Source organism: Bacillus timonensis, from assembly GCF_004799755.1.
GTDB lineage: Bacteria > Bacillota > Bacilli > Bacillales > Bacillaceae_L > Ferdinandcohnia > Ferdinandcohnia timonensis_A.
This window is the reverse complement of sequence record NZ_SLUB01000001.1, coordinates 34,376-54,824: the sequence shown is the minus strand read 5'-3', so window position 1 is coordinate 54,824 and position 20,449 is coordinate 34,376. Positions and strand designations below refer to the sequence as shown.

Below are 20,449 nucleotides of genomic sequence, written 5' to 3'. Positions count from 1 at the left end.
TTTATCTATTAAATTCGATGATTGTTATTGAGAACATCTGCTTAAATTAACTATAAAAAAGAAGGATGTGGATAAAAACCACATCCTTCTTTCTACTATTTATTCTTATTTATTCTTACCTGGTTTATCCGGCTTACCAGGTTTGCCTGGTTTGCCTGGTTTGCCTTTTCCAGGTTTTCCATCATCTTCTTGAACATTAATAATTAGCTTACCTGTAGCTAGTTGTCGAGCTTCGTTACCAAACTCATCTCTCACGATTACCTCGATTTCAGCACCATCTGCGACTACACTAGAAACTGCTGTCCAGTATCCCTCATAGACACCAGGCGAGACCTCTTGGAGAGGAAGTTCCGTAACATTACTAAGACCAGCTGTATTTGTTAACGGTAAACGAATTGCGTAGGATGCAGTAAGTCCTGGTTCACTAGTGAATTCAATCTTCACACTCTCACCAGATTGTAATTTCACATCCTCTGCAGGTTTTAGATCTGCGATCGTTAATTCGCCAAATTTAGCAAATACAGTAACTTGATTTTGAGTTGTATTACCCGCTTTGTCAGATGCCACTACTTCAATGTTATTTTCACCATTATCCACTAGGATACGCTTTGAAAAGCTTCCATCTTTAATTGTCGCACTCTCACCATTCACTGTGACTGTATCAATATTCTCATCTTGAACAGTACCTGTAACCGTTACAGCTTCTTTATTTGTCTTTAAGCCATCTTCTGGACTAATGATGGCTAACTCAGGCGCTGTTTGATCAAGGACTACAACAACAGCTTCTGATGCGTCCGTTGTGCCCGTATCAGTTGATGCCTTGGCCGTTAATGAATTTTCACCAACTTGTAATTCAACATCTACAGTGAACGTACCTTCATCAGTTGTATTGGTTGTCGCAACCTCTTCACCATTATTAAATACATGGATAGTTGTTGTAGGAGCAGCCTTTCCTTCAACTGTCACGTTCGGATTATTTGTAAATGATCCTGTTACTGGTGAAGTAATAGTTGGCGCTGTTACTTCATAATTGACTGTAGCTCGAATCATATAGTTACCTTCATCTTCTGGTGCTAATGACCATCCACCTCCAACAAACTGCCAGCTTCGACCTGAATACTCACCACCTTCATCAGTTGCAAGTCCAGGAGCATTAGGATTTGGGTTTGTCTGGATGTATACCATATAGAAGTCTCCTTCTACAATGATTCCTTCGGCTGCTAGGTCAACATTTGTCCATTCGCCCGTACGAAGCGCTGTTGCATCGATTGGTCCAGCTAGTTTTTTACCTGGAGCACCATCTGTTCCAGTTGCATCCCAAACCTCTACTTTGAAATCAGTACCTCCTGGTGTTGGCCATGAAGTATCCCAGAAACGGAAAAGTCCTCCTGTTACGAGTGCAGTATCATGACCTTCTCCTAAAGACATTTTCACAGCCCAGCCATTTCCTGCATCATAGAACGCACGAGCATTTTCCGCAGTACCATCATCATAACCAATTTCCCCAGGATAACCGATGAATGGTCTCAACTCCACATTTTGTTCTAACGATCCATCTCCTTCAAGAACAACTTCAAATGAATCACTGTAGTAAGAAGGCGCCATTACCCGAACAGTATACGTACCTTCATAAGCTGTAAGTGCATATTGACCATTTTCATTTGTCTCAACAGGGGTTATATTTGCATCTTCTACAAGTAATAAAGTAGCACCTGAAACTGGTTCACCTGTTGCTGCATTTGTTACAGTACCAGAGACTGTTCCTTTTGCTTTTTCTTCTAACACAAAGTTTGCTACAGCTTCACCATCAGCCTCAACGGTTACAGTTTGTTGTGCTGAATGGTATCCATAGCTTTCCGCAACAACTGTAAAGTCTCCTGTACCGTGAATTAATTCAAATGCTCCAGTAGCAGGATTAGTTGTAACAGAACGCCCTGATTCAAGAACACTCACTTGGGCATATAATGGTAATGCCTGTGGGCTAGCTTGATCTACATCAACTTCCTTCATGTCAATGTAAGAACCTTCAGGCTTAATTTTTGCAGGGTCCACTTTCTCCCCTTCTTTTTGATCTACAGAGGTTTCACCTTTAGTAGGCTGAACTCCTAATTGAACCACACTTCCTTCTGTTAGTGGCTCATTTGAAAGACGCACATCATCAATGTACCATCCATCACGAACAACACTTCCATCTGTTGTTACGTTAAAGCCAATGTAAATTCTTTGACCTGCATAGTCGGATAAATCAACTTCTGCAGACTCCCATCCCGAAGATATATTTGTGATACGTTGCAGCTGTGTCCAGCTTTCCATATCAGTTGAAACAAATACATGCCCGAAATCCCAGTTACGTTCAAGATTGTACCAGCTCATGTATTGTAGGTATGCCGGGCCTTCTGCTGGTAAGTCTATTGGAGGCATGACAAGAGTCATATTAGCACGACTAGCATACGTTCCAGATAGATTTGTAGCATACACCTTCTCACCTGAGTACGCACCATTAGGTCCACTCGCTGGGGTTCCCCATTGCCAAGAATTTTCAGCACCATACGAGAACCATCCTACCGGATTTGTTTCAAAATCTTGGGAATATCCAACTGAAATTCCTGGTTTTACGGAGACTTCATAAACGTCTGTTGTTACATCATTTTGACCAAAGTCAACCACCTGCCAACGATATGAAACAGAAGGCACTGAAATTTCTTCCCCTGGAATAACTGCCTCGTAAGTTCCTTCGTTATAAGAACCTGTCGTTTGACTAGCGGTTACATTCGCCCATTCACCAGCTTGATTTAGGTATTGAAGAACAACAGAAGTAATACTTATATTGTCTTGTACAAAAATAGAAAGTGGTAACTCCATACCTGCATACGTTTCGCTCGGTGCTGTATGCTCAAAAGTTGGAGCCTCTTCATCTACACCGTCTTTTGCAACTTGGCCTTTAATTTTTCCTAGCCCACTAGCAACAGAGGATACAGCTAAATATGCATTAACCAATCCATAACCGTAACCAAAGTTTGGAGATTCTGGGAAAGTACCGTCCGTTAATGGAGTTGCAGTTGTTGTGATAATTTCTTCTATTTGTTCAATTGTTAATGAAGCATTTGCTTGTTTTAATAAAGCGACTACTGCAGAAATATGAGGTCCTGCCATTGATGTTCCGTTCCATCCGCCTTCATAACCACTTCCAGGTACTGAAGAGCGAATGTTTACACCTGGAGCTGAAATATCAGGCTTCATATCACCTGGATATGGTGATGGACCTTGTAAGGAGAAGCTTGCTAAACGATTATTGATATCTGTAGCCCCTGTTGCAAAGGATTCAGGATAGTTTGCTGGAGTTGCTATCGATCCCGGCCCTCCCGGATTAGTTAATGTTGTATTACCTGCAGAAAACTCAGGGAAAATATCAGCTTCTCTCCAATTTTGAACCATCGGACGATACCATTCATCCAGTCCAGGTCCTCCCCCCCACGAGTTGTTCACAACATCTGGAGCCATATCCGGATTGCCCCCTGGAGCAATAATCCAATCCCCAGCTTCTAAAAGGTCAATATCTGTTCCACCAGCAGATGTAAATGCCTTTACAGCAATCCACTTTGCACCTGGAGCAACCCCAATTTGATTTGTACCATCTGGGTCAGCTCCAACCATTGTACCTGTAACATGTGTTCCATGCCCGATATCATCATAAGGAGTAGACTGGCCAGACGTAGCATCAAACCAGCTAAATTGATGGTTTGGATTGTTTGGATTAGCAGGATCATAACCGCGATACTGCTCCATTAGTGCCGGATGGTTCCATTGAACACCGGTATCAATACTTGCAACAACGGTACCTGATCCATCAATGCCCATTTCCCAAACTTGTGGAGCACCTACACGATCAATATTCCACTCAATGTTTTGCGGTGTTGCTTTTGAATCAACAGCAATCGATGTCTCCACTTTAGCTGGAGCATGTAGTTGACGTGTTTCATTTGGTAGCACCTTCTCAACTTCAGGGAATGATGCGATTTTTTCCATCACTTCCTTAGTAGCAGTAACCCCCATACCGTTTACAATGAAGAAGGATTTAATATCTTTTGCATTGCCATTAGCCTCTTCTTTTTTCAGAAACGCCTTTACATTTCCTTGTGTTTCAATTGCAGTTGATCGAAGTTCCGAAACAATAGCATTTCTCTTTATAGACTTCGTTTGAGCGACAGTGGCTTTTTGTAAACTTGCTTTTTTAGTAGCCTCGTTTGCTACTTTCTTAGAATCCACCTGTTCTTTGAACTTGATAAGAAATGTAACCATTTTGTCGTTAGCAAATTGATCTTGTAAGCTCTTTGAAATTTTACTGGAAGTTACTTCTTTTTTACTTTCTAGATAGGAAATTGAAGAATCTTTTGTTTGAGCAGATGCTTGTGATGTCACACTTGGCACAAGTAAAAGCGCGCACATTAACATAGTTGCAACCTTCGTTAACCTACGTTTCCCATTCCTCCTCATTAAACTTCCTCCCTTTTAAATGTTTTAGAGATTGAATAATGTCCCTCCTTCATTTGAATTCCTGTACTCCAAATGCTTCGGGAATCTCTCCATTTCTCTCTGATGGAATCGCGATTTTCAGTTAAAACCGCATTATGTAGAAGTACAGGTATACGTTAACTGTAGCCTGTTATAATGGGAAAAAGTGTCGAATTACGTTGCAATATTTTGAATATTGGGAAATTGGTATTTTTTACTTATTATGTGATAGACATATTAGGAGTTTTGAACGAAGTAATATTCTTTCGAAAGAAATGTATTTTTATAGGGGGTATTACCAATAAAATGTGTTTTTACAAGATATTTACAATTGTTTTACCCATAACTCACCTGATAGGTAAAATGGCATAATTATTACAAAACGATGATTTATGATTAAAAAATGATTATTTTTTCCTTACTTTATTATTAAAAATAAGTAGAGATGGCATTAGTTGGTAAATTATCCTCTCTTTTTTTGGTTCCATAATAGGTAATGAAAACTAGCAATTAAGGTCATTTTGAGAAGCTCGGGACTTAATCCTTATGTATGTTTTCTTGTATTCTTATTTCCTACTCATAAAAAAACCACCCTTTGCTAAAGGTGGTTTAACGTACACCAAAAAATTTTTTAATCTTTGAGAACATTCCCTTTTGGTCGTTTTCAAGAGACTGTAGTGGTATCGATTCCCCTAAAATTCTTCGTGCGATATTCCGGTATGCGATTGCCGTTTTACTGTTTGTATTTAATGCGATGGGTTCACCGCTATTGGACGCTTTAATGACTTCATCATCATCTGAAACAATTCCAATCAAATCAATCGAAAGATGTGTAACAATTTCATCAAGATCAAGCATTTCGCCTGTTTTCATCATATGATTTCGAATACGGTTTACGATGAGGCGTGGTGGCTCCACTTCCTCTTTTTCTAGTAATCCTATAATCCGGTCAGCATCGCGAACTGCTGATATTTCAGGTGTTGTTACAACAATAGCTTTGTCTGCCCCAGCAACAGCATTTTGAAAACCTTGTTCAATACCTGCAGGACAATCGATAATTATATAATCAAAATCTTGCTTTAACTCTTCGACCAAAGTCTTCATTTGGCTAGGCTCTACTGCAGTTTTATCACTGGTTTGGGCAGCAGGCAGTAAATAGAGATGGTCATCGAATCGTTTATCTTTTACTAACGCTTGTTTCAGCTTACAACGACCTTGTACAACATCAACTAAATCATAGATGATACGATTCTCTAGTCCCATGACTACATCTAGATTTCGCAGACCAATATCTGTATCTATTAAACACACACGTTTCCCTAGCACAGCCAAGGAAGTGCCTACATTAGCAGACGTAGTCGTCTTACCGACTCCACCTTTTCCTGATGTAATAACTATAGCCTCTCCCACAGCTAGATTCCCCCTTCTAACCTTGTTAAGTTAGGTCTTAAATGAGTTAACTGTTGCAATCTATCTACTACAATTGTCTCATTATCGTCCACATATGCACATTCCATTATATTTGTTTCTGTTTGAATAGAGTCTGGTGCTCTATTCATTATATCACCAATTCGAAGTTGGGTAGGTTTCATTACTGATGCTGCAATGATTGCATCCTGGCTACCATAGAAACCAGCATGAGCAATTCCACGTAACGAGCCTAAAACAAAAATATTACCACCTGCAATTACAGTTGCTCCAGGATTTACATCTCCGATAAGTAAAAGGTCACCATCTACTTTGAGGACTTGTCCAGAACGAACAACCTTTGTAACAGAGACAATCTCGTGCTTTTTTTTCATCTCTTCGGCTTCTTGCTTTGTAATTACATTACTGTCGATTACATCTACAACTAAATGTTTTTTATTTCGAATAATAGAACGTATTTCTTCTTCTTGATCTTGAGTTAAAAAACGATTACCAATTTTCACTTTAACAGGAACAAACGGAACATCATCATTCCGTTTCTGATTCAACGAAAGCTTAATCTCTAAGTCAGAGATCAGTTCTTTAAATGAACAAGAATCATCGAGATGTAACGTTAGTCCGTCTTTTGTTCCTTTTATAGTAACATACTGTTGTTTTTGTCCTTTCACGCCGTTCACCTCAACGATAATATACTTCAACAAAAGACTCCTTTTTTCCTGTTAATTCTTTAAAATTTTTAACTTTATTTACTCTTCTATATGTAACTTTCCTAGTAATTTCTTAAATGGATAAGCGAATACTAGTAAAAATAGACTATTTAAAAGAAGGGTTGGAACAATTCGGATTTGAAGAAATTGTTCTATTGAAAGAGAAGCTGTTCCGATTGCAATGTTTATTCCAAACACACAAAATTCCAGAGCTATAATCCCAATAAGACTTAAAAATGAGATAACGATGAGATTTGTCTGTAGAATCCGACTTGCCCAGGAAATAAGGTAGGCAATAAGTGTGTAGAGGAATAAATAAACTCCTAGTATTTCTGTGTAAACAATATCGTATAGAAGACCGAAAATGGCACCATAAACAAGCCCCATCGGTTTATTAAAATAAACAGTAATAAATGCAATTAAGACAAACAAAAACCGGGGTACATACACATTCTCCTTATGAAAAATGTCTGCCGGTACTAAATCCACAAAGCTGCTTTCAAATAAAAAAATGAAGGACAAAATAAAGGGAAGAACGAAACGCTTCACGATTCTTCCTCCTCTTCATTTGGAACAATCATCGTTCTTTCAACAATTATAACATGATCAATTTCATAAAAATCAGCTGCAGGCTTAATATAGGCTGTTTTTGTTAAACCATAATCATCAGGAACAACGTCCATGACTTCCCCAATATACAGCTCACTTGGGAAAATACCGCCAAGTCCGGAAGTAAGTACTTTTTGGTCCTTTTCAATTTTTGAGTCTGGTGTATTGATTTTAAATAAAAGTGCTTCTTTTTCTTCGTCATACCCCTCGATTAGTCCCATAATCTTGGTATCCCCTTGAATATATGCTGAAATTCGATTGATTCGATTTGGGGAGCTCAATAACTGGATGGTAGATGTAAATGAATTTGCATGTTTTACTTTACCAATTAGGCCTTTTGAGGTGATTACAGCCATGTCAACCTTCACCCCATGCCTGGTCCCTCTATTAACCGTGATAATTTCATGCCACTGATCAGGGTTACGTCCAATAACCGTTGCCTGTATCTTATTAAAATGATCGAGTGATTCCGTTTTCTTCAAAACATCACGTAATTTTTCATTTTCTTTTTCTAATTCTTGTACGGTTGCTTCTAATTTCCCATAGGAATCTAGCTTTTCCTTTAAGAGTTTGTTCTCTTCAAATGTGTTTTGAATATGATTGACATTATCAAAAAATCCAGCAATCGCCTGAGATGGTTGATGAAAGATACTTTGAACCCAACCAACCGAATCTTTTAAAAACTGTTCCGGCCATGATAATTTTTCACGCTCTTTTAAGGAAAATCCAATCAATGCCACTAGAACGATGATACAAACAAGTAAAATAATTAATCGCTTATTAAGAAAAAATTGTGGCATGTGTTACACCCTCTAACTAAACTTTAAATTTCAACACCTATAGTGGGGAAACGAAATTCCCCACTCGATTAGGTTCATTATCCTATCCTTTGGTCTATCTTAAATCCTTTGATTTCCCTTTAAATAAATGAATATGGTCAAGGGCCTTACCTGTACCAATCGCAACACAATCTAATGGATTTTCAGCAATAAGAACTGGCATGCTCGTCTCTTCACTTATAACTTTATCCAAATTGCGTAATAAAGCTCCTCCACCAGCTAAAACAATCCCACGATCCATAATATCTGCTGCTAGTTCAGGTGGTGTCTTTTCAAGAGTATTTTTAACTGCATCGACAATCGCATACACAGTGTCATGAAGGGCGCGAGAAATTTCTTCAGCAGTGATTTCAATTGTTTTTGGTAATCCCGTTAGTAAATCTCTTCCGCGAATTTCCATATTTTCTACTCCCTCAGGAGCACCGGCAGAGCCAATCTCTACCTTGATTGCTTCAGCTGTACGATCACCAATCATGAGGTTATAGGTTTTACGAATATATTGAATAATTGCATCATCCATTTCGTCTCCAGCGATCCGAATGGACTGGCTCGTAACAATGCCACCTAAAGAGATAATGGCAACTTCTGTTGTCCCACCACCGATATCCACGATCATACTACCAGTTGGTTCCCAAACAGGTAGATTTGCTCCAATAGCAGCTGCAAAAGGTTCTTCAATTGGATAAGCATCTCTTGCACCAGCCTGCCTAGTAGCATCAATCACCGCACGTTGTTCTACAGCTGTAATACCCGATGGGACACAAACCATAATATATGGTTTTCTTGAGAAAAAGCTCTTCGTTTTAACTGCTTGATTAATGTAATATTTCATCATCGTTGCAGTAGTTTCGTAGTCAGCAATAACACCGTCTTTCATCGGACGAAGTGCAACAACATTACCTGGTGTACGCCCGATCATGTTTTTAGCGTCATTCCCTACTGCAACTATCTGTTTTGTGTCTGTTTGCATTGCAACAACAGATGGCTCTCTTACTGCGATGCCTTTTCCTTTAATAAAAACAAGTGTATTTGCTGTACCTAAATCTATACCAAGGTCTCTTGTACCTATTCCAAACATAATATGTATCTTCCTTTCTGATACGCGAATAAGGGTAGTTATTTGTTAATATCGAGCAAAAACTCATAACCATTATTATATCGTACTAAATTAAAAAATAATAGTCACACATAACCTTTTTCTTTGAGACTGACGTATTTGTGCTCACCGATGATTAAATGATCCAATAGCTCTATGCCGATTATCCTACCACATTCAACGAGCCGCTTTGTAACTTCGATATCTTCCCGACTTGGCGCCGGGTCACCAGAAGGATGATTATGAACGCAAATGATGGATGCTGCTGATCTTCGAAAGGCCTCTTTATACACCTCTCTAGGATGCACAATTGAGGCATTCAAACTTCCGATAAAAATGGTTTGGCGATGAATTACCTGATTTTTCGTATTCAGATAAAGACAAACAAAATGTTCCTGAGTTAAAAAACGCATGTCCTCCATCACATATTTGGCACCATCCTCCGGAGATCGAATCACATACCGGTCTTCGTATTGAAGTTTGCCAATCCTACGGCCAATTTCTATTGCCGCCATGATTTGTACAGCTTTTGCTTTTCCGATTCCTTTAATGGCGGTTATTTCTTCGACAGATGCATCTTTTAATAATCGAAGTCCCTCGAAATGGTGCAGTAAGCGGTTTGATAATTGAATAACCGATTCTTCCTTGGAACCTGTTCGCAGAAGAATCGCTAAAAGCTCATGGTTTGAAAGGCTATCGGCACCGTCAGATACCAATCGTTCCCGCGGTCTTTCGTCTTGCGGATAATCTCGAATCATGAGTGCTGCTGATTTCAAATAGGTTCCTCCTATCCATTGTACTCGATACTCGGACCCCACTCAGTAGTAAAGTCACTAATAACTATGGTAGGTAGCTTACTTTTTAGCACAGTGAAGTAATTATTTTCTTACAACATTTCATGAATCTTTAGCCATTAAACCCTAGATTTCTAAGTTCACGAAGGGTCCGTGATACAGGCAATCCTACTACAGAAAAATAGTCACCTTTAATATGTTTTACGAGTGCAGATCCAAGTCCTTGAATTCCATATGAACCTGCTTTATCCTTTGGTTCGCCTGAAGCAACATATGCTTGAATTTCCTCATCTGTAAGATCCCAAAACGTCACTTCTGTTCTTTCAAAGAACAATTTTTGAGTGTCCTTAAAAAGAATCGCAACTCCTGTTACGACTTCATGTGTTTGATTTGATAACGTTTTTAATACATGTATTGATTCCTGTTCGCTTTTAGGTTTACCTAAAAATTGGTTTTGAAACACAACAGCGGTATCTGCTGCAAGAATATAGGAATCCGGAAATTGATTCGCAATTGCCTTTGCTTTTTTGGAGGCAATCGTCATGACCTTTTCTTCAGGAGTTAGAGTTTCGTCAATGGATTCATCAATATTACTGACGGAAACATCAAAGGAAAGTTTCACATTTCTAAGAAGTTCTTTTCGTCGTGGAGAACCTGAGGCTAAAACGAGGTGTTGCATGTTGATTCACCCTTTTTCATTTTTTCAGAATGGAAGATACCTGTTTATCGTAACAGACAAATCAGTACTCTACAATTATGTAAAATTGAATTTTCTAGATGGTTTATTGTTTGAGAAAACTTTCCTCTTTATGTAAATGCTTTAGTTATCAAGACATAAAAAAGGAAAGAAGAAGATATCCCCTTTCCATTTTCACTAAAAAATTGAATTTTGTCTAGCTTAACTCAGAAATCCAAACTGTATAGGCTTGATATGCATTTAATAATGATTGCTGTGACTGCCATAATGATTTTTGGTCGCCGTCATTTTTATATTTCTGCAGTTGTGTAAAGGCAGATTGTATGTCTGTATGAAATTTCTGAAGTTGTTCATGTAGGTTGTCTGTCTTAATTTCTTTTACCGGTACGAGTTGTTTCGTTAGATTTTCCCATTGTCCATTATCAATTGCTCCCGTTCCGAAAGCCTGGGAGGATAGAGCTGCTAATTCCTTAAACACTGGCAGGTCTATTTTGATTGCCTCTGAGTCTGCTTTTCCTGCATTTGTATAGGACCCACCAGGTACTTCATATGTTTTTGAGAAAAAGTCAGGAAATGCTTCTTTGTATTCCGTCTTCATCCCACTTACAGAACTTTGTTCAGCTCCAATGCCGGCAATAACGTAAAACGCACCATCCATTTTAACAGTAGCCGCAGCAAAGCCCTTTCCTTTAATTTCATCTACTCTTGTATTTGCATTTTCAGCTGTTGAAAACCTTCCACCCTGAACCACACCTGTAGAGAGTGTTTCTAAATCAATTGCAACTGGGTTACTTGCAGGCGTATCCGGAGTATCCTCCTGTTTCCCCGAGGAAGAAGGGGCTTCATTAGTTGATTGAGACGGCGCCTCATTTTGTGCAGGGCCAGCATTCACATCTTCTACTATTTTTAAAATCATGATCCCAAATCCAATGCCAAGGACAATTGCCAAAACAATAGAGATGGAGAATTGCTTTAGAGAAAATAACTGAAATCCTTTTTTCTTTTTTGGTATATACTCCAATTTACTAGGACCTTTTGTGTGTCGTAAATCTTCAATTGGAATTACTGGAATGTCTTTTTCCTTTGAAGAATGATTTTTCAAGCTTTCATCTGGTAGAACCCAGCTAAAATCAGACTCCTCTTCCTCTTGTGCTGCTGCAACCTCATCATTCTCAACAATAATCTGAGGTTTTTCAGATTCGACAAAATCAGGTGTTTCTTTCTCTTCTTTTTTAACCTTTGACTCCCTACCATTAATTTTAATCGAAATCCGATTATGCTTGTCCATATTTTCACCGCCTATCTTAAGGAAACGCTCTACTTTTTTGTCAATCCTATCATACCTAGAAAAAAAAAGAACAAGACATTTGTCGTCTTGTTACTAGAGGTTGTCGTCAAATTCTTACAAGATTAAACATTAGGTGCATCTTTGGACTCCTATAAAAAGAAAAAACCCACTTATATGTGGGTTTTACTCTTCAACGTTCATTGATAATTCTACGAATACACTTGGACCTTCTTCTTGCGCTTTAATAATATCATCAACTGATAAATGAGTTCCTGCTGGAATGATGACATTTCCTTCACTGTCCAGAATGTCTTTTGTAACGACTTTACCGTAAAGAAGATCCACTTGTTTTAAGCGCAATGCTTTTGCTTCAGATTCTTCATGTTTATCAATCGAAGCATTAATGTCATCAAATGGACTTTGTGCTTCTGATGATGCAGGTAGTAATTCTTCAACGTCGACATCTTGCTGGTTTTCGCTAGATTCTAGTTGTGGATTTTCTAATGCCTCTACTGAATCAAGGAATTTAGAAGAAGCATCCTCTCCAACAATGATAATGTCTTTTCCATATGTAAGAACAAATTCCGATGCTAGGACAACTTCCTTACCAGAAACATTTAATAAGGTTCCTAATAGGTTTCCTGTTTCATCATCAACATAATATTCAAGGACTTCTCCTAATAACTCACCTTTTCGAGTCATTACTTTTGTATTCGTTATTCTAATTTTTTTATTTACTAGTGAATTTGCAATCGGGATTTCATTAAGGTCAATGACTGAGCTTTCACTTTCAATGGTAACAGCGTACTCTCCGATTCCGATTACTCTTTTGAAAGGAATGGCTTTAACACTTACCTGCCAATCTTCATGTTCAATTGTTAGAAAATCAACGGAACCTTTTTCAGGGTTAATAACTAAGGATTTTACTTTTCCTACTTCAATTCCATCTATAATACTAATGATTGGTAAACCAACGATCTCAACACTTTTTTTCATAAATCATTCACCACACCTATTTATTTTTAAACAACGGCTTTTTCCCTTCATTTTACCATGCTTTTCGCTATTTTTCGTCATATTTTGCAATATTCTTCTAATAAAAAGTTAATTTCCTGTAAAATAACAGGATATTTCTCAAATCTGCTCTTATTTTGAGAAAGGATTGTTAACAATTCATCATTTTGCTCTGTTTTAATATAATGTTCAATTAACAAGCTTACAAAAGTGTAATAATCATGATCCGATAAATTCGGATGCAGGTGACCCATTATCAATTCTTCATATTGAGTAGTTGATAATTTATTCCGAGAAAGTTTGATCTGAGAAATCATCGTTGTAAAAAGCTGTTGCCTTAAATTATTTTGATCGTCTCGTTCTAGTTCAATATTGCTCTCTTCATCCACTATATAAGAACTTCCATCATCAACCTCTATCTCGTTGTTTTGCTTGTTCTCTGATGAATCTAACTCAATGTCCTCTAATTCTTCTAATTCGGTGATGTCTTCCATTTGATTCTGAATTTCTTGCTCTATTTGCTGTTCATTCATAGAGTCATCTTCTTCAGTTGACTCAACCTCAATCTCATTTAAATCTGAATCGGTTGATTCAATAAATGGTATTTCTTCGATTTCGCTTTGTTCATTAGACTCATCAACAGCATTTACTTGTAAACTATCAAATTGAATTTCTTCAAGTACTGGTGGGGTTATATCTACATCTTCATCTTCCATTTCAGCTATTTCCACCGGTTGTATTTCATCCGGATCCTCTGTAGCCTCAACCATTTCAACTTGATCTTGTATATCACTATTCTTGTCATTTAATCCCATCTCGATTTCTTTAAGCAGATCATCAAAATCAGAATCGGGATTTTCATTATTTGTATGAACCTCATATGTATTTTCAAGATCTTCAGTTTCTACGAAAACATTTTCTAATGCAAGATCATCTTCGATTTGATTGTCCGTTGTTTCAATTTCTTCCACTATTTCCTCATCCGCCTCTTGTGTTGGAGGAGGAACATTTTCTTGTTCAGCAACTGAATCCTTGTTTTCTGCAATCTTAATTTGACTGCGTATTTCTTCTTCAACCTCATCTTCAATTTCAAATTTGATGACCTTTTCTTCTATTCCTGATGTATTTTCTGGATGAAGAAACAATTGTGTACCAAATCTTTTACCGATTATATATGAAAACCCAATTGCTAGCATTATTAACACAATCCCAGTTTGCAATACGCTCATTACAGTTTTCGCTGCGATTCCAATGACAAAAACGAAAAATGCACAAAAAAGAATAAGTAATTTCCCTTTCCTAGTAAAACCAAGTGGTAAAAAGTAAATAATAGGTAGGACAAGTAAAAGAGATATAAGTGCAATTACAAAGGATTCCAAGCTGTTCTCACCTCTTTCTATTGTATTACTGATTGTTCTCGTCTTTCTTTTCCAGTCCTGGTGCTAATGGATTCTTTTTATTGCTAGGAGATGGAACGGTAAGTTTCGGTGCCTCTTCAGCAAGTTCTGTATATTTCGGCATATAAAATGTTGAAATGGTTACATCATACACAAGTTGTTCAGCTACTTGCTCTACTGACACAAGCTCTGGAGGTCCTGTAAAACTCAAAGAATTCACCCGAGTTATCCGTTTCTGATGTTCGATCGCTGATAGAAATTTTTCCAATTCTTCATAATTGGGAGATTGAACATGTAATGTCACTGTTATTTGGTTGAGTCCATCAATTAATTCTGGATCAACCGTTTCCCCTTCCTCCATCGGGTCGTCAGTTGTTCCATTATCATTGGTTTCTTGGTTGTTTTCTGTCGCATTTTCAGGACTCGTTTCCCCTTGTTGTTCTTCAGGTAGAATTTCATCAATTAATGTAAACTCACTCTCACTATAGGACATATCGATTACTCTGCTTTTTGATAAAGTTTCAGCCTGTTGCACATCCAAAACAATTTGTTCCACTAATGGAATGACTGGTATCCTCTTTTGGATCTCAGTTGAACTAATAACTGGCGCATCATTTGACCGTTTATCTGAAATAACATCCAATAATCTTTGTTCCGTTTTAACACTATTCTCTAATTGAGAAATTTTTAATTTCACGGGTTTTACTAGAAGCAGATATGACAAATAAAATACTCCGAGTAAAACGACAATCGTTAGCACTAAATATATCAGTTGTTTACGTGAAAAATGGAGAGTCATATCTAATTCCCCTCCTGCAAGGACTTTATAGCACTCTTATCAAAAATGATTTCATATTGAGCGAAATACCTCGGTAAAATGTTATTATTTTGCTCCGATTCTATTTTATTATCGGTTGTAGCCTCATTTTCTTTAGCCTTACTGTTTGTATCAGTAGTAGTATCTACTCCTTCACTTGTCTCGGTGATCGGGGTAGTCGAAACAGTTAACAGTCGAGCTGATTTGATAAGTGGAGAATTAGTAAGTAATGCTAAATAATAGGCATTCTCAGTATTTGTATCAAACTGAACCTCTAAAGAAACAATTCCATCCTCTGTATATGAAAAATTTTGAACAAAACCTCGTTCAGGCAACAACATTGTTAGATGATTTAAAATCGGCACAGTCTTAACAAAATAACTGTCTGCCCATTCAACAGTTCTTTCTAAGTTAACCACATTATTAAACTGATTGGCTGAATCATATTTTTGCTCTTCAGCCGCCCGAGTTTCTTGTAAAGTTGTTATTTGTTCTGTTAACTGTGCTTCACGTGTGGTAGCTTTTTTGTACTGAATGAATATAAATAAGAAGCCTATTAAAGCTACAATAATAAGAATGACGAGGAGTAATAATTTTGCTCGGTTTTTAAATTCTTTTCTTGGAAGTAAATTAATATCTACAAGCATACTTACACCTCTTTAAGAGCTAATCCTAATGGTAGAAAATATTGACTAGGCAGTTTATCAAATGTTTCAATTCTATGTACAGGAATTTCATATCTTCCAATGAGTGTAGACGAGATGTCCTGAAGATTTGGATGATCCCCGCTAACCAGAATTCTTGTAATCCGTTCTTTCCCCTGGGTCATATTAAAACTATAAAAATTCATGACATGTTCAATCTCTTTCACGATTTCATCAATGAGAACCTCTAATTTACTTCGATGACCATTCCATTTTATATTCGCTAAAGTATGTGAGGAATTTTCTTTGATGTCCCAGTCCTCTAACGATGTATCTAGATTAAGATGTCTCATAAACAAAGGAATATCTTGATGAAAAATGCTCAAATTGGCAGATTGCAAATCAAATTGAAGCAATAAAAAATGCTCCTCTTCATTCGTTTTTTGACAAAAATGAAAGAGTCGATACAAACAAAGAGGTGTAATATCGGCTGCAATTGGTTTTAATAAAGCATCTTCCAGTATGGAGGAATATTCTAGTGCAACCTCTTCTGGAGCTGCAAAGATAATAACCTCATTTATCTTCTCTTCTTTTGAAAGGACTTTAAAATCAAGCACAGGCTCATCAAATGGAAGATGAATGGTTGTCCCCATTTCCAAATAAATATATCCTAAAATCTCATCATCCTTTACTTCACTTGGAATAGAAATTTTTCGGATGACAACAAAGGGATCTGGAATCACGAACTGAACTTGGGTGTTTTTTATCCCCCATTCCGTTACACATTCCTCTAAAATTAAGAGCAATGTGTCTCTATCAAGAATTTTCCCATCTTGAATAATACTAGGGGGTAAATATTTTTCACGAAACTTTTGTACCGTAATCGGGTTAGAAAGTTTCACACCCACATAGCGAATAACGTGATCTTTTATAATAATATTAGCAATTTTACTTGGTGAAAATAGTGTCAAAGCCATTATGTATCCCCTTATCCAATTAAATCAATATATGAAGCGATAAGCTCATGGCCATAAAAATAAGCAATAAGCGTGCCAATAACAATGGAAGGACCAAAGGGCATTGGTTTTCCTTTTTTTACTTTTCCAATTGCCATCCCAATTAATCCAAGGACTGTTCCGATGAGAGTGGCAAGGAAAAAAGAAAGAAGGACGAGCTTCCAACCTAAAGCAATCCCTAAAACAGCATATAACTTGATATCTCCTCCGCCCATTCCGCCTTTGCTAGCGATTGCAATTAGATAAAGAAGCAAAAAGCCAACGATGCTTCCAACTAACATATCCCACCACGGATCAAGTGGAACGAAGATGCGCTCAATAAGCAGTAGTGGGGCAAAGAATAATAAAATCTTATCTGGGATAAGCATGTATGTAAGATCGGCAACAAATATAATAACTAATAAAGAGATCAAGGTCCATGCGATGATCAATTCTTTTGACCATCCCACCAGCATTGGTGAAATCGTGAAAAGAATTGCAGTAGCAAGTTCAATTGAAGCATAAATCGGTGATATGCGCGTTTTACAATTTCTGCACTTTCCCCCTTGAATGAGATACGAAAATACAGGAATTAGCTCAATCGCTGTAAGCTGGTGCTTACAAGTCGGACATGCTGAACGAGGACGAACGATTGATTCGCCAGCCGGGATACGTAGGCCTACGACGTTGAAGAAGGAGCCAAGAACTAATCCAAAAACTCCGATATATACATATAAAATACTATTAAGTAGCATCTGATTGAGCCCCTATCATATATTGAGATAACCTCCTAATAGAAGGTTACCTCCATGATTTAATAATTACTTTAATTTTTGTGTTATTGCTTCCTCAGTTAAACCGACCTCTGGAATTGTAATATCTTCTAATGCAGTAAATTTAAACGATAATTGTCCATTAGTTTCTTTAGTAACTGTTAATGAGAAATCTCTTGCTTTATCATAGTATGATTGAAATTCCGTATCATCTTGGTCTAGGGTTAAAACATTGCTGGTGAATGTAGGATTTTCAGATGTAATGTACAATCTAGCAGATTCAATTATTTGTTGTGCATCAGCGTAAGCTGCTTTTTCTTCGGTTTTGTTAATCACATTCCCAATCGAAGGCACTGCAATAGCCGCAATAATCCCCAATATGACAATTACCGCTAATAACTCAATCAATGTTAATCCTTTTTCATTCTTCAAATATTTTTTAAGCATTTTTTCCTCTCCTTCATAGGAACTAGTCCAATTCTACTACTTATTATAATAGCAAATGCTGTTGAAAACACTAGAATTTTGTTTAAAACGATAAAGTTTACACATTTCTTTACAAAAAATATGGATTTTTTTACCTTTTATTGGATTTGGTTAAAGATATCGAACATCGGTACTAAAATCGCAGTGACAATAGTCCCGACTATACCGCTTAAAAAAACAATCATGAGAGGTTCAATCAATGATTTCAACTGATCTGTTGCATTGTCTACTTCATCTTCATAAAAATTAGCAACCTTCCCCAGCATTTCATCTAATGAACCTGTGCTTTCACCGATTGCAATCATATGGGTGATGAGCGGTGGAAATGCCCAATGCTTTTTCATCGGCTCCGTCATTGACTTCCCTTGTTCAAGAGCTTGTCTCGATTGTTTTACCACTTTTGCAATCACTTCATTTTCCACAATTGTTTCGACTACGGATAGTGCTTGCAAGATAGGAACTGAACTATTCAACATCGAACTTAATGTTCTTGTCATACGAGCGAGAACAGCCTTCTGTATTAGCTTCCCAAATATCGGCATTTTTAATAGAGCATAATCTAGATAAAATCTAGTTTCTTGTTTTCGCTTAAGGAATATAAAAAGCAAATAAATAACCAGGCCTAAAAGGACAACAAGCCACCAAAACTTTTGCATAAACACACTTGCATGTAAAACAAATTTCGTGATAGCCGGTAGCTCCGCACCAAAATCAGCAAACATGTCTACAAAAGTTGGAACGACGGAAACTAATAGAAAAATGACGACAACGACTGCGATAATACCCACAACGGCTGGATACGCCATTGCTGACTTTACCTTTTGTCTTGTTTTATTCTGTTTCTCATAATAACCGGCAAGATTTTCTAATGTATCATCAAGATTTCCGCCAACTTCGCCTACCCGAATCATATTCGTAAAAAGGTTCGTAAAAATCCTCTTATGCTTGGTTGTTGCCGTAGATAAAGGGATCCCCTCTCTTAAATCTACGCCTACCTCTAGGAGAGCTTTCTGGAGTGGCTTACTGCTCGTTTGATGCGCCAAAATATTTATCGAATCGACTATTGTCACACCCGCTTTAATAAGGGTTGCAAATTGACGTAAAAAAATGACAAACTCTCTTAGCTTTACTGGATGACCAACCGCGATATCTTTCGTCAAAAATGTCTCTGGTACCTCATTAATCGTAATCACCCGAATGCCTTTATCGTGAAGAGACCTAACTGCGTCCTGCTTAGAAGTTCCTGAAATCGTACCGGATTTCTTACCAAATTTATCTCTACCTTCATATTTAAATCTAGGCATTTGGATTTAGCTCCTGTAAAAAGGGTTGAGCAATATCTCTTGAAATCACTCCGGCACGAACTAAGTCTAAAAGATCGGTTTCCAATGTATGCATTCCTTCTGCACGGCTTGTTTGCATCACATTCTTTATCTGGTGGTTTTTTTCATTTCGAATTAAATTCGCGACTGCAGAATTATTGAGTAAAATCTCAGTAGCAGCCTTGCGTCCTTTTTTATCAACCGTTGGAAATAACCTCTGGGATATGACACTTACTAGTACATTTGCCAATTGGATTCTGATTTGTGGCTGCTGCGCATATGGAAACATATCAATGATACGGTCAATGGTAGACGGTGCATTTACTGTATGTAAGGTTCCTAATACAAGATGACCCGTTTCCGCTGCAGTAATTGCCGTTTGTGTTGTTTCTAAGTCACGCATTTCTCCGACAAGAATGACGTCCGGGTCTTGTCGTAAGGCCGCTCTAAGACCATTTGCAAAATTACGAGTATCACTTCCTACCTCACGTTGCTCAATGATACTCATCCCATGTTTATGCAGGTATTCAATCGGATCCTCTAATGTCACGACATGCTTGCTCATTGTTTGATTAATGTAGTGAATCATCGCTGCAAGAGTTGTAGACTTCCCGCTACCGGTTGGACCTGTAACAAGTATTAACCCTTGTGGCTTTTGACTAATTTTTTTTAAAACCTGTGGTAGTACAAGATCCTCAATTGTCGGAATAGAAGTAGGTATCACCCGAAAAGCGATGGCTGGACATCCCCTTTGCATATAGATATTGACACGAAATCGTGATACACCTGAAATGCCGTACGAAAAATCGAGCTCTCCTTTTTGTTTAAAACGGTCCCACATTTCTTCTGGTACTATTGCTTTTGCTATTTCCTCAATGACTGGTGGCTTTAATATATCTTTTCCGTATCTTTTTAAATCCCCATTGATACGAAAAATCGGAGGAACACCAGCTGTTATATGAATATCAGAAGCCTTATGCTCATTTGCTGAATGTAATATTTGATTAATTTTATCCTTCATATAAATCCCA

The 20,449-nt window shown here is 37.6% G+C and carries 18 protein-coding genes; all 18 read right to left on the bottom strand.

Features of this window, described 5'->3' with window-relative positions; all coding sequences use genetic code 11:
• Nucleotides 1–105 precede the first annotated feature (105 nt).
• The 18 genes from E1I69_RS00230 to E1I69_RS00145 all read right to left on the bottom strand — a co-directional run bounded on the left by E1I69_RS00230 (nt 106) and on the right by E1I69_RS00145 (nt 20,439).
• Complete coding sequence (locus E1I69_RS00230) at nt 106–4,494, bottom strand: S8 family peptidase (RefSeq protein WP_136377635.1); 4,389 nt, start codon at nt 4,492–4,494, stop codon at nt 106–108.
• 627 nt (nt 4,495–5,121) lie between these two features.
• Complete coding sequence (gene minD / locus E1I69_RS00225) at nt 5,122–5,922, bottom strand: septum site-determining protein MinD (RefSeq protein WP_136377634.1); 801 nt, start codon at nt 5,920–5,922, stop codon at nt 5,122–5,124.
• A gap of 2 nt (nt 5,923–5,924) precedes the next feature.
• Nucleotides 5,925–6,617, bottom strand: a complete 693-nt coding sequence (minC, locus tag E1I69_RS00220) for a septum site-determining protein MinC (RefSeq protein ID WP_431731850.1) — start codon at nt 6,615–6,617, stop codon at nt 5,925–5,927.
• A 69-nt stretch (nt 6,618–6,686) separates the two neighbouring features.
• The gene (mreD, locus tag E1I69_RS00215; RefSeq protein ID WP_161974821.1) at nt 6,687–7,196 is read right to left on the bottom strand and encodes a rod shape-determining protein MreD; all 510 of its coding nucleotides are present in this window, start codon (nt 7,194–7,196) and stop codon (nt 6,687–6,689) included.
• Complete coding sequence (gene mreC, locus E1I69_RS00210; RefSeq protein ID WP_136377632.1) at nt 7,193–8,056, bottom strand: rod shape-determining protein MreC; 864 nt, start codon at nt 8,054–8,056, stop codon at nt 7,193–7,195. Before mreC ends, mreD begins: the two co-directional genes overlap by 4 nt.
• 94 nt (nt 8,057–8,150) lie before the next feature.
• Nucleotides 8,151–9,173, bottom strand: coding sequence for a rod shape-determining protein (locus E1I69_RS00205; protein WP_136377631.1), 1,023 nt, complete (start codon nt 9,171–9,173; stop codon nt 8,151–8,153).
• Between the two features lie 104 nt (nt 9,174–9,277).
• Nucleotides 9,278–9,949: a RadC family protein gene (gene radC / locus E1I69_RS00200; RefSeq protein WP_207308489.1), complete on the bottom strand. Its 672-nt coding sequence runs from the start codon at nt 9,947–9,949 to the stop codon at nt 9,278–9,280.
• A 148-nt stretch (nt 9,950–10,097) separates the two neighbouring features.
• Entirely contained in the window at nt 10,098–10,664 is a 567-nt protein-coding gene (locus E1I69_RS00195; protein ID WP_136377629.1) for a Maf family protein, read from the bottom strand.
• 214 nt (nt 10,665–10,878) lie between these two features.
• Nucleotides 10,879–11,970: an SPOR domain-containing protein gene (locus E1I69_RS00190; RefSeq protein ID WP_136377628.1), complete on the bottom strand. Its 1,092-nt coding sequence runs from the start codon at nt 11,968–11,970 to the stop codon at nt 10,879–10,881.
• A gap of 183 nt (nt 11,971–12,153) precedes the next feature.
• Nucleotides 12,154–12,966 carry a PRC-barrel domain-containing protein gene (locus tag E1I69_RS00185; protein WP_136377627.1) on the bottom strand — a complete coding sequence of 271 codons (813 nt, stop codon included), beginning with the start codon at nt 12,964–12,966 and terminating at the stop codon, nt 12,154–12,156.
• Between the two features lie 77 nt (nt 12,967–13,043).
• Nucleotides 13,044–14,363, bottom strand: a complete 1,320-nt coding sequence (locus E1I69_RS00180) for an acyltransferase (RefSeq protein ID WP_136377626.1) — start codon at nt 14,361–14,363, stop codon at nt 13,044–13,046.
• A gap of 25 nt (nt 14,364–14,388) precedes the next feature.
• Nucleotides 14,389–15,180 carry a hypothetical protein gene (locus E1I69_RS00175; protein WP_136377625.1) on the bottom strand — a complete coding sequence of 264 codons (792 nt, stop codon included), beginning with the start codon at nt 15,178–15,180 and terminating at the stop codon, nt 14,389–14,391.
• A gap of 2 nt (nt 15,181–15,182) precedes the next feature.
• Entirely contained in the window at nt 15,183–15,845 is a 663-nt protein-coding gene (locus E1I69_RS00170; RefSeq protein WP_136377624.1) for a hypothetical protein, read from the bottom strand.
• A gap of 2 nt (nt 15,846–15,847) precedes the next feature.
• The gene (gene pilM / locus E1I69_RS00165) at nt 15,848–16,819 is read right to left on the bottom strand and encodes a type IV pilus biogenesis protein PilM (protein WP_136377623.1); all 972 of its coding nucleotides are present in this window, start codon (nt 16,817–16,819) and stop codon (nt 15,848–15,850) included.
• 11 nt (nt 16,820–16,830) lie between these two features.
• Nucleotides 16,831–17,592 carry a prepilin peptidase gene (locus E1I69_RS00160; RefSeq protein ID WP_136377622.1) on the bottom strand — a complete coding sequence of 254 codons (762 nt, stop codon included), beginning with the start codon at nt 17,590–17,592 and terminating at the stop codon, nt 16,831–16,833.
• A 66-nt stretch (nt 17,593–17,658) separates the two neighbouring features.
• Nucleotides 17,659–18,057 (bottom strand): type IV pilin protein, encoded by a 399-nt coding sequence (locus E1I69_RS00155; RefSeq protein WP_136377621.1) that lies wholly within the window; start codon nt 18,055–18,057, stop codon nt 17,659–17,661.
• Between the two features lie 137 nt (nt 18,058–18,194).
• Entirely contained in the window at nt 18,195–19,400 is a 1,206-nt protein-coding gene (locus E1I69_RS00150) for a type II secretion system F family protein (RefSeq protein ID WP_136377620.1), read from the bottom strand.
• Nucleotides 19,393–20,439 carry a type IV pilus twitching motility protein PilT gene (locus tag E1I69_RS00145; protein ID WP_136377619.1) on the bottom strand — a complete coding sequence of 349 codons (1,047 nt, stop codon included), beginning with the start codon at nt 20,437–20,439 and terminating at the stop codon, nt 19,393–19,395. Before E1I69_RS00145 ends, E1I69_RS00150 begins: the two co-directional genes overlap by 8 nt.
• Nucleotides 20,440–20,449: the final 10 nt, after the last annotated feature.